Origin of the sequence: Pseudomonas citronellolis (assembly GCF_029335315.1) — a bacterium.
GTDB lineage: Bacteria > Pseudomonadota > Gammaproteobacteria > Pseudomonadales > Pseudomonadaceae > Pseudomonas > Pseudomonas citronellolis_A.
In genome coordinates this window covers 1-9,527 of the sequence record NZ_JARJLT010000197.1, presented here as the reverse complement: position 1 = coordinate 9,527, position 9,527 = coordinate 1, and the positions used below count along the sequence as shown (strand labels likewise).

The following is a 9,527-nucleotide window of genomic DNA, read 5'->3' as shown; positions in this document are numbered from 1 at the left end:
GCCCACAGGCGCGGCGCATTGTTTAGAATGCCCCTCGACCGACTCGCCAGGACCCTCGCCGCATGAGCCCGAAAGCCCCGCAGGACGCCCCCGCCAGCCCCGAAGCGCAGTTCCTCGGCACGCGCATACGCGGCCTGCGCAAGCGGCGCGGCATGACCCTGGCCGAGCTGGCCGAACAGAGCAAGCTCACCGCCGGCTACATCAGCCAGCTGGAACGCAACCTGGCCTACCCGTCGATTCCCGCGCTGTTCAACATCGCTCGCAGCCTGGGGGTGACCATCCAGTGGTTCTTCGCCAGCGAAGTGCAGGTCGACCCGGCCGACGCCGGCTACGTGGTGCGGCGCAACGCGCGGACCAGCGTGCATTACGAAGACGGCATCGTCGACGAGCTGCTCAGCCCGCAGCCCAGCCGCCAGCTGGAAATCCTCCATTCGCGCTTCCCGCCAGGCACCTACAGCCAGCAGAGCTACAGCCACGAAGGCGAGGAAGCCGGCTACCTGCTCAGCGGCACCTTCGAACTCTGGGTCGGCGAGCGCTACTTCCTGCTCAACGAAGGTGACAGCTTCAGCTACTCCAGCCAGGAGCCGCACCGCTACGGCAACCCGGGGGACGTGGATGCGGTGGTGCTGTGGGTGATCACCCCGCCGACGTTCTGACCTTCAATGCGCTACACAGACGCCCAGGTCAACCCTGGCGTCGTCGGGAATCCCGGTCAAACGGCGGATAACGTCGAACGTTATCCGCCCTACGCCAACAACCGCGCCAGCCCGTCGAGCAACCGCTGCAGCGCGCCCTGGTTGGCCTTGAGCACGCCCAGCCCGGCCTCGGCCATGCGCTGCGCGGCCTGCGCTTCGTCCCACAACTGCCCCACGGCCACCGCCAGGGTCGGCGCGTCCAGCACTTCGCGCAGGGCGCCGACCTCGCGCAGTTGCGCGGCGATCTCGAGGAAGTTGAACAGGTGCGGGCCGGCCAGCACCGGAACGCCCAGCGCCGCCGGCTCCAGCAGGTTGTGCCCGCCGTTGGGCACCAGGCTGCCGCCGACGAAGGCGACATCGGCCAGCGCGTAGAGGAACAGCAGCTCGCCCATGGTGTCGCCGAGCAATACCTGGGTGTGCGCAGTCACCGGCTCGCCGCTCGAACGGCGCACGGTGGCGAAACCTTCGCGGCGGCACAACTCGAACATCGGGCCGAAGCGTTCCGGGTGGCGCGGCACCAGGATCAGCAGCGCGTCGGGGTGTTTCTCCAGCAGCTTGCGCTGGGCGGCCAGGATGATTTCGTCCTCGCCGGCGTGGGTGCTGGCGGCGATCCACAGCGGTCGCTGCCGCGCCTGCCACGCCTCGCGCAACGCTTCCGCGCGGCGCAACAGTTCGGGGTCGATGCTCAGGTCGAACTTGATCGAGCCGGTCACGCTCACGCATTCCGGGCGCGCGCCCAGGCGGCGGAAGCGTTCGGCCTCGGCCTCGGTCTGCACCGCCAGCCAGCTCATCTCGCCGAGCATCGGCCGGGTCAGCCCCTCGAAGCGCGCGTAGCCCCGCGCCGAGCGCTCGGACAGCCGCGCGTTGGCCAGCGCCACCGGAATGCCGCGGCGGGCACACTGGTGGATGTGGTTGGGCCACAGCTCGGTTTCCATGATCACCGCCAGGCGCGGCTTGACCCGGTTCAGGAAGCGCGCGGCGGCCCAGGGCAGGTCGTAGGGCAGGTAGCAGTGCTGCACGCTGTCGCCGAACAGCGCGTGGATGCGCTCGGAGCCGGTCGGGGTCATGCAGGTGACGGTGATCGGCAACTGTGGATAACGCTGCTGCAGGGCGCGGATCATCGGCGCGGCGGCGATGCTCTCGCCCACCGACACCGCGTGCACCCAGATACCGCCCGGCCGCATCGCCGGCAAGCCGAAGGCGAAGCGCTCGCGGATGCGCCGGGAGTAGGCCGGCGCCTTGCGCGCACGCAGGAACAGGCGCAGCGCGACCAGCGGCAGGCCCAGGTGGAACAGCAGGGTATAGAGGGTTCGGTTCATGGCGGCGGAGAGTAGCAAATAACGCCGGGGCGTTCGCGCGGGCGGCGAAATGGGAGGGTATGTTGTAGGAGCAGATTTATCCGCGATCAATGGCGCGGGGCGAGCCATCGCGGACGGAATCCGCTCCTACAGTCGTGTTTCTCCTATTCCTTCAGGTGCTCGGCGAAGCACTCGCCCAGCCACTCCGCAGCCGGGCCCAGCGGCTCGTCGCGGCGGCATACCAGCTCCACTACCAACGGCGGTGGCGTCCAGTCGCTGGCCAGCTCCACCAGCAGCGACTGATAGGCCGGGTACTGCGCGACGTGGCGCGGCAGCCAGGCCCAGCCGAGGCCGCGCATCAGCAGCTCGGCCATGGCGTAGAAGCTGTCGGCGCGCCACACCAGCGGGCTGATCTGCTCGCCGCCGGGGTAGTGGCTGTCCTGCGGCGCCATCAGCAGCTGGCGATGGCGCGCCAGCTCGCGGCGGTCGGCGTAGTCCTGGCCGGCGAGCGCATGACCGGCGCCGCAGACGGTGACCATCTCGATGGTGCCCAGGCGCTGGCGCTCCAGCTCCTTGGGCATGCCTTCATGGTGGAACAGCAGGCCGAGGTCGGCGCGACGCTCCAGCAGCTTGCGCGCCACGTCGCCCTGGGCGCCGCTGGCCAGCTGCACCTCCAGGGTCGGGAAGGCCTGCGCCAGCGCCTCCAGGCTGGACAGCACCGGCTGATAGGGCATGGCCTCGTCCTGCGCCAGGCGCAGCCGCGCCTCCTGCCCGCGCACCAGGGCCATGGCCCGGCTTTCCAGGCGCTCGCACTGGCGCAGCACCTCGCGCGCCTCGTCGAGCAGCGCCCTGCCCTCCTCGGTCAGCACCGGCTGGCGGCCGCTGCTGCGGTCGAACAGGCTGACCCCCAGGTCGCTTTCCAGCAGGGCGATGGACGAGCTCACCGCCGACTGCACGCGCTTGAGCTGGCGCGCCGCGGCGGAGAACGACGACTGTTCGGCGACACTGACGAACAGGCGCAGCTGCTCCAGGTTCCACTGCATAGCCTATCTCCCACTCAGATAGGTAATGACTTTATCCCATCATCAGGATCACTAGAATGTCGCTATTCGCAACATCGGCCCAGCGGCCGTTCCTGGGGAGGAATTCAACATGCCCGGCTACCTCTATCTCGCCATCGCCATCGTCGCCGAAGTCATCGCCACCGCTTCGCTGAAATCGGTGAAAGGCCTGTCCACGCCCCTGCCCCTGCTGCTGGTGATCGTCGGCTACGCCATCTCCTTCTGGATGCTCACCCTGGTGGTGCGCAGCATCCCGGTGGGCGTCGCCTACGCCATCTGGGCCGGGCTCGGCATCGTGCTGGTCAGCATCGCCGCGCTGGTGCTCTACCAGCAGCGCCTCGACACCCCGGCGCTGCTCGGCATGGGCCTGATCGTCAGCGGCGTGGTGGTGATCCAGCTGTTCTCGCACAGCACCGGCCACTGAGCCGGGCATCCCCTCGGTTATACTGCGCGCTTCGTATTGTCCCGAGGCGCGCCCTTCCATGACCCACCCCCTGAGCACCGACATCCTCGTCGTCGGCGGCGGCATCGCCGGCCTCTGGCTGAACGCCCGGCTGCGCCGCGCCGGCTACGCCACCGTGCTGGTGGAGAACACCGCGCTGGGTGGCGTACAGAGCATGCGCTCGCAGGGGATCATCCATGGCGGCACCAAGTACGCGCTGCACGGCGCGCTGACCGGCGCCTCGGAAGCCATCGCCGACATGCCGTCGCTGTGGCGCCAGTGCCTGGCCGGCGACGGCGAGCTGGACCTGCGCGGCGTCCGCGTGCTCTCCGACGCCCACTACCTGTGGTCGCCGGGCGGCCTGGCCGGCAACCTCACCAGCTTCTTCGCCAGCAAGGCGGTGCGCAGCCGCGTCGCCCAGGTGAAGGGCGACGAACTGCCACCGGCGCTGCAGGACAAGGCCTTCAAGGGCAAGGCCTACCGCCTCGCGGAACTGGTGCTGGACGTGCCCAGCCTGGTCGCACGCCTGGCCGAACTGGGCGGCGACAGCCTGCTGGCCGGTGAACGCATCGAGCCGCTGCGCGAAGGCGACGAACTGCTCGGCCTGCGCGTCGACGGCCGCGAAATCCGCGCCCAGCGCGTGGTGCTCGCCGCCGGCGCCGGCAACGAGGCGCTGCTGCGCGAGCTCGGCCTGGAGCAGCCGACCATGCAGCGCCGGCCGCTGCACATGGTGCTGGTCAAGGGCCCGACCCTGAAGCCGCTGTACGCCCACTGCGTGGGTGGCGGGCCGAAACCGCGCGTCACCGTGACCACCCACCCGGCGGCCGACGGCCAGTGGGTCTGGTACCTCGGCGGCGACATCGCCGAAGCCGATGGCGTGGCGCGCAACGAAGCCGAGCAGATCGCCGAGGCGCAGCGCGAGCTGCACAAGCTGCTGCCCTGGGTCGACCTTTCCGCCGCGCGCTGGGCCACCCTGCGCGTGGACCGCGCCGAGCCGGCGCAATCCGGCCTGCTGCGCCCGGACAGCGCCTTCCTCGCCGAGCAGGGCCGCCTGCTGGTAGGCTGGCCGACCAAGCTGGCGCTGGCGCCGAACTTCGCCGACCGGGTCATCGAGGCCCTGCACAAGGACGCCATCCAGCCCGCCACGCCGCCCGCCCTTCCGGAGCTGCCGCGCCCGGCCATGGCGCGCCCGGTATGGGAGGAGCTGCTGCCGTGACCAGCCTGCACGCGCTGCGCCGCCCGCTGGGCAGCACCGGCCTGGACGTCTCGCCGCTGGGCCTGGGCACGGTCAAACTGGGCCGCGACCAGGGCGTGAAATACCCCAACGGCTTCCGCATTCCCGACGACCGCGAGGCCGCCGACCTGCTGGCCCTGGCCCGCGACCTGGGCATCAACCTGCTCGACACCGCGCCGGCCTATGGCCGCAGCGAGGAGCGCCTCGGCCCGCTGCTGCGCGGCCAGCGCCAGGACTGGGTGATCGTCAGCAAGACCGGCGAGGAATTCGACGACGGCCAGTCGCGCTTCGACTTCAGCGCCGCCCACACCCGTCGCTCGGTGGAACGCAGCCTGCGACGCCTGGAGACCGACTACATCGACCTGGTGCTGGTGCACTCCGACGGCAACGACCTGCAGGTGCTGCAGCACACCGACGTCTACGCGACCCTGGAGCAGCTCAAGCGGGAAGGCCTGATCCGCGGCTTCGGCTTCTCCGGCAAGACCGTCGATGGCGGCCTGCTGGCGCTGCAGCGCGGCGACTGCGCGATGGTCACCTACAACCTCAACGAGCGCGCCGAGAAACCGGTCATCGACCAGGCCCTGGAACAGCATCGCGGCATCCTGGTGAAGAAGGCCCTGGCCAGCGGCCACGTGTGCCTGGCGGATGGCCAGGACCCGGTGCGGGCGAGCTTCGAGCTGGTCTTCGGCCACCCCGGGGTGGGCGCCGCCATCGTCGGCACCATCAACCCGCAGCACCTGCGGCACAACGTCGCGCTGGCCGCTGAAGTCCTCGGCGGCTGAGGGCTGCAGCCGAACACGGCGGCGCCACGACCGTTGATCGGCAGTCACCCAAGGTTGACACAAAGGCCGCATTCCTGTGCCATGCTCAGACTCCGCGGTGAAAAGCCGCGGCACGCAAAATTGCCGCCAAAAGCTCGCTGACAGGATATTTCTCCGAAAAGCAAAGCTCTTTCAGGGCTAACCTCGAAATAACCGAGGCTTTTCGAAGTTCGACGTCAACTCCGTAGCCGCTGGCAATCCGGAACGATCGGCCAGGCCACCCACCCCTCGGGCGGCCCGACGCGCCCTGTACGACGAGGACCGCCCATGCCCCGTACGCTCGCCCGCAAGGACCCGACCGCCTTCAAGACCCTGCCGTTGCTGGTCGAGGCCAACCCCGACAGCCTGGTCTACCAGCCCCTCGGCCTGCCGCTGAATTTCACCCAGGTGCTGGAGCGCCGCCGGCGCCCCGTGCAGGTGGCCGACGCGCAGCGTTTCACCGTGGAACTGGCCAACCTGGGCGTCTCCGTGCGCCTGACCCTGAACTGGCAAGGCCGCGACTACTGGGTGCTGGTGAAGCAGAAGCGCGTCGACCGCGGCGATACCGTGCTCAAGCTGATTTCCGGCTACGTGCCGTCCCACGAACTGAACCTGCCGCTGCTCACGGCGATCCAGGAGGTGGCCGAGGAATGCCTGGTGGAAACCGCCGACGGCTGGCTCGGCGGGCGCTTCGGCGACACCTGGCTGCCGACACCGTACCAGGGCACCCTGCGCTACCGCGAGGCCAGCCACTTTTCGCTGACCCCGCTGTCCGGCGCCGCACGCCCGGTGCAGGCCGGCGCGCTACGCCTGCTGGAGCGCCCGCAAGCCTACGTGCACCTGCCCACCGCCTCGCTGCAGCTGGTCTACGACCTGCGCATGGAGCTGCCCAGGGACGTGCGCGACGTCAGCCTGTTCCACGTTGACGAACGCCTGGAAAGCGGCCCGCTGGTGGCGCGCCTGGACCGTCGGCGCCCGGACCTCTACCTGCTGCCGCTGGAGCACGGCCAGCCCACCGGGGCACTCTTCACCCTGCGCAAGGGCGAACTGGTGAAGGCCGCGACCCGTGGCGTGTGGCTTTCGGAAAGCTTCGCGCGGCAGGACGGCTGGCTGGTCAGCGACGAGCACATCCGTTTCCGCGACTGGCTGGACCAGTTGCCACCGGCCAACGGCAATTCCGGCAAGGGCCGGCGCACGGCTTGAGCCCCATCGCGGACAGAGTCCGCTCCTACGCACGTGCCCGATACACAATCTGTAGGAGCGGATTCATCCGCGATAACGCCGGCAAGGCCGGCGCCCTTGCCATCGCGGACGAAGTCCGCTCCTACGGATAGCACGGTCACTTCAGCTGGCTGGAACTCTTGCCGAGCAGCCGCCGCGCCACGATCAGCAACTGGATCTGCTGGGTACCCTCGAAGATGTCGAGGATCTTCGAATCCCGCGCCCACTTCTCCAGCAACTCGTCCTCGCCGTAGCCCAGCGCCCCGGCCAGCTCCACGCATTTCAGGGTGACCTCGTTGGCCACGCGCCCGGCCTTGGCCTTGGCGATCGACGCCTCCTTGGAGTTGGGCTGACGGTTGTCGGCCATCCATGCGGCCTTGAGGGTCAGCAGGCGTGCGGCCTCCCATTCCGCCTCCAGGCGGTACAGGGTCGCCTCGGCGTGGGTCACGCTCAACAGCGGCTTGGCATAGTCGAAGCGGCAGCCGGCCTTCTTCAGCAGCTCGCGGGCACGATCCAGCGAGGCCTTGGCCACGCCCACGGCCATGGCGGCGACCAGCGGGCGAGTGTTGTCGAAGGTCTCCATGACCCCGGCGAAGCCCTTCTGCACATCGATCTCGGCGTTGCCCAGCAAGTTGGCCGCCGGCACCCGGCAGTCGCTGAAGCTGATCGAGGCGGTGTCCGAGGCCTTGATCCCGAGCTTCTTCTCCAGGCGGGTAACGGTCATCCCCGGGGTGCCCTTCTCCACCACGAAGGACTTGATCGCCGCGCGGCCCAGGCCGCGATCCAGGGTGGCCCAGACCACCACCGCGTCGGCGCGGGCGCCGGAGGTGACGAAGATCTTTTCGCCATTGAGCACGTAGTGCTCGCCATCCTTGCTCGCGGTGGTGCGGATCGCCGCCGAGTCCGAGCCGCAGCCCGGCTCAGTGATCGCCATGGCCGCCCAGGTGCCGCCGAAGCGCTTGAGCTGCTCGTCGTTGGCCACCGCGGCGATGGCGGCGTTGCCCAGGCCCTGGCGCGGCATGGCCAGCAGCAGGCCGACATCGCCCCAGCACATTTCCATCACGCCCAGGCAGGCCGAGAGGTTGCCGCCGTTCTTCACGCCCGCCTCCACCGCCGCGCCCTTGCGCTTGCTCGCCGAGGTGGCGCCCACCGCGTCCGGCGAGCCGGCGTTCATGCCGTCCAGCAGGGCGGCCAGCAGGTCCAGCTCCTTGGGATAGCCGTGTTCGGCCTTGTCGTACTTGCGCGAGATCGGCCGCAGGTAGTTTTCCGCCACCTGGTGCGCCTGGTTGACCAGGCCACGGAATTTCTTCGGGGTTTCCAGGTACATGCAGGCGCTCCTCAGAGGTGCAGGCCGCCGGCCATGATGGCTACGGCGCGCAGGTCGCGGTACCAGCGCTCGGCTGGGTGTTCCTTGGTGAAGCCGTGGCCGCCGAGCAGCTGCACGGCGTCGGTGCCGATCTTCATCGCCTTCTCCGCGCAGAGCAGCCGCGCCAGGTAGGCCTCGCGGTGGAACGGTTGGCCGCGCTCGGCCAGCGCGCAGGCACGCCAGGTCATCAGGCGCATGGCGTCGAGCTCGATGGCGATGTCGGCGACCAAGAAGGCCACGCCCTGGCGATGGCTGATCGGCTCGCCGAAGGCTTCACGCTCGTTGCAGTAGCCGATCACGTAGTCCAGCGCGGCCTGCGCCGTGCCCAGGGCCAGCGCGCACCAGGCCAGGCCGCTGAGGTCGAGGAAGGCCTGGTAGTCGAATTTCGCGGCGGCCAGGCGGCGGTTCGCGTCGACCTTCACGCCCTTCAGACGGATGCGCGCGGTACCGGCGGCCTTCAGCCCCATGGCCGGCTCCGGGCGCCGCTCGACACCCTTGGCGGCGGCGTCGACCAGGAACAGCGCCGGGCCATCGGCGGCCTGCGCGGCAACCAGCAGTTGGCTGGCGTCCAGCCCGCGCAGCACCAGGCACTTCTCCCCGGACAGCAGGTAGTGGCGGCCGCGCTTGCGCGCCTGGGTCCTGAGTTCGCCGGGGTCGGCCAGCAGCTGCGGCTCGCCGACGGCCAGGCCGATCAGCGGCGGGCCCGCCTCGTCGAGGAAGGCCGGCAGCCACAGCGCCTGTTGCTCCGGGCTGGCCCAGCGACGGATGCAGTTGGCCGCCGACAGCGGCACCAGCAGCGCGGCGGCCAGGCTCAGGTCGCCACGGGCCAGGGCCTCGGCGATCAGCGCGTTGCTCAGCACGGTGCGCTCGCCGGCCATGCCGCCGTGGACTTCGCCCACGCCGTAGAAGGCCAGGCCCAGCTCCAGCGCCTGGTTGAGCAACTCGGCCGGCACCGCGGCGTTGCCGTCGGCGTCATGGGCGGCCGGGCGCAGCACCTCGGCGGCGAAGCCTTCGAGCATCTCCACCAGCATGCGCTGTTCGTCGGACAACGACAGGTCGAAGAGCCCGTCCGGGTCGCTCTTGCGGGGTTCCCGGGGCTGCTTGGCGGCGCGCTGGCTGGCCATGCGGAAGCCGCTGCGGCTACCGACGTAGAGCAGTTTCTCGAAGGGTTTGCGCAGTTTCAGGCGGTCCGGCCAGTCGGCCTGGGCCACCCGGTTGAGCACGGCCAGGGCGCGGCCCTGCACGTCGGTGGTCATGGCATCTCGCTCCACGCGGGGATGGGATGCCAGGGATCATGCGCCGGGAGTCGGCGGGGGAACCATGACCGCTTTGCCGGGAAGCGTTGGCGCGACGGTCACTGGGAGCACGGATGTAGGAGCGAGCTTGCTCGCGAACGCACCGCGCTACGAG

General features: G+C 69.8%; 9 protein-coding genes. 5 read left to right on the top strand and 4 right to left on the bottom strand.

The features are described from left to right. The first annotated feature begins 62 nt into the window (after positions 1–62). Positions 63–656: a helix-turn-helix domain-containing protein gene (locus tag P3W75_RS15285; protein WP_276228205.1), complete on the top strand. Its 594-nt coding sequence runs from the start codon at positions 63–65 to the stop codon at positions 654–656. Positions 657–745: 89 nt separating this feature from the next. Here the strand turns inward: P3W75_RS15285 and waaA are convergent, their stop codons facing one another. Both waaA and P3W75_RS15275 read right to left on the bottom strand, forming a co-directional pair. After that, positions 746–2,014 (bottom strand): lipid IV(A) 3-deoxy-D-manno-octulosonic acid transferase, encoded by a 1,269-nt coding sequence (waaA, locus tag P3W75_RS15280; protein ID WP_276228204.1) that lies wholly within the window; start codon positions 2,012–2,014, stop codon positions 746–748. A 143-nt stretch (positions 2,015–2,157) separates the two neighbouring features. Then, positions 2,158–3,036 (bottom strand): LysR family transcriptional regulator, encoded by an 879-nt coding sequence (locus P3W75_RS15275; protein WP_276228203.1) that lies wholly within the window; start codon positions 3,034–3,036, stop codon positions 2,158–2,160. A 109-nt stretch (positions 3,037–3,145) separates the two neighbouring features. On the opposite strand from P3W75_RS15275, the gene P3W75_RS15270 reads away from it, so the two are divergent. The 4 genes from P3W75_RS15270 to P3W75_RS15255 all read left to right on the top strand — a co-directional run bounded on the left by P3W75_RS15270 (position 3,146) and on the right by P3W75_RS15255 (position 6,733). After that, on the top strand, positions 3,146–3,478 hold the full coding sequence (locus P3W75_RS15270; RefSeq protein ID WP_276228202.1) for a DMT family transporter: 333 nt from the start codon (positions 3,146–3,148) through the stop codon (positions 3,476–3,478). Between the two features lie 58 nt (positions 3,479–3,536). Continuing rightward, positions 3,537–4,712, top strand: a complete 1,176-nt coding sequence (locus P3W75_RS15265; RefSeq protein WP_276228201.1) for an NAD(P)/FAD-dependent oxidoreductase — start codon at positions 3,537–3,539, stop codon at positions 4,710–4,712. After that, positions 4,691–5,512 (top strand): aldo/keto reductase, encoded by an 822-nt coding sequence (locus P3W75_RS15260; RefSeq protein ID WP_276228200.1) that lies wholly within the window; start codon positions 4,691–4,693, stop codon positions 5,510–5,512. Before P3W75_RS15265 ends, P3W75_RS15260 begins: the two co-directional genes overlap by 22 nt. A gap of 306 nt (positions 5,513–5,818) precedes the next feature. Continuing rightward, entirely contained in the window at positions 5,819–6,733 is a 915-nt protein-coding gene (locus P3W75_RS15255; protein ID WP_276228199.1) for a metal ABC transporter ATPase, read from the top strand. Positions 6,734–6,869: 136 nt separating this feature from the next. Here P3W75_RS15255 and P3W75_RS15250 read toward each other — a convergent pair whose 3' ends face one another. Together P3W75_RS15250 and P3W75_RS15245 are read right to left on the bottom strand one after the other, a co-directional pair. After that, a complete protein-coding gene (locus tag P3W75_RS15250; RefSeq protein WP_276228198.1) occupies positions 6,870–8,078 on the bottom strand; it encodes an acyl-CoA dehydrogenase family protein in 1,209 nt (402 codons plus the stop codon). Between the two features lie 11 nt (positions 8,079–8,089). Further along, positions 8,090–9,373, bottom strand: a complete 1,284-nt coding sequence (locus tag P3W75_RS15245; protein WP_276228197.1) for an acyl-CoA dehydrogenase family protein — start codon at positions 9,371–9,373, stop codon at positions 8,090–8,092. Between the last annotated feature and the right edge of the window lie 154 nt (positions 9,374–9,527).

Excerpts from the sequence above, each read along its gene's own strand:
- P3W75_RS15265 (WP_276228201.1), top strand. The coding sequence starts at position 3,537 with ATGACCCACCCCCTGAGCACCGACATCCTCGTCGTCGGCGGCGGCATC.
- waaA (WP_276228204.1), bottom strand. The coding sequence starts at position 2,014 with ATGAACCGAACCCTCTATACCCTGCTGTTCCACCTGGGCCTGCCGCTG.
- P3W75_RS15250 (WP_276228198.1), bottom strand. The coding sequence starts at position 8,078 with ATGTACCTGGAAACCCCGAAGAAATTCCGTGGCCTGGTCAACCAGGCG.
- P3W75_RS15255 (WP_276228199.1), top strand. The coding sequence starts at position 5,819 with ATGCCCCGTACGCTCGCCCGCAAGGACCCGACCGCCTTCAAGACCCTG.
- P3W75_RS15270 (WP_276228202.1), top strand. The coding sequence starts at position 3,146 with ATGCCCGGCTACCTCTATCTCGCCATCGCCATCGTCGCCGAAGTCATC.
- P3W75_RS15260 (WP_276228200.1), top strand. The coding sequence starts at position 4,691 with ATGGGAGGAGCTGCTGCCGTGACCAGCCTGCACGCGCTGCGCCGCCCG.
- P3W75_RS15285 (WP_276228205.1), top strand. The coding sequence starts at position 63 with ATGAGCCCGAAAGCCCCGCAGGACGCCCCCGCCAGCCCCGAAGCGCAG.
- P3W75_RS15245 (WP_276228197.1), bottom strand. The coding sequence starts at position 9,373 with ATGACCACCGACGTGCAGGGCCGCGCCCTGGCCGTGCTCAACCGGGTG.
- P3W75_RS15275 (WP_276228203.1), bottom strand. The coding sequence starts at position 3,036 with ATGCAGTGGAACCTGGAGCAGCTGCGCCTGTTCGTCAGTGTCGCCGAA.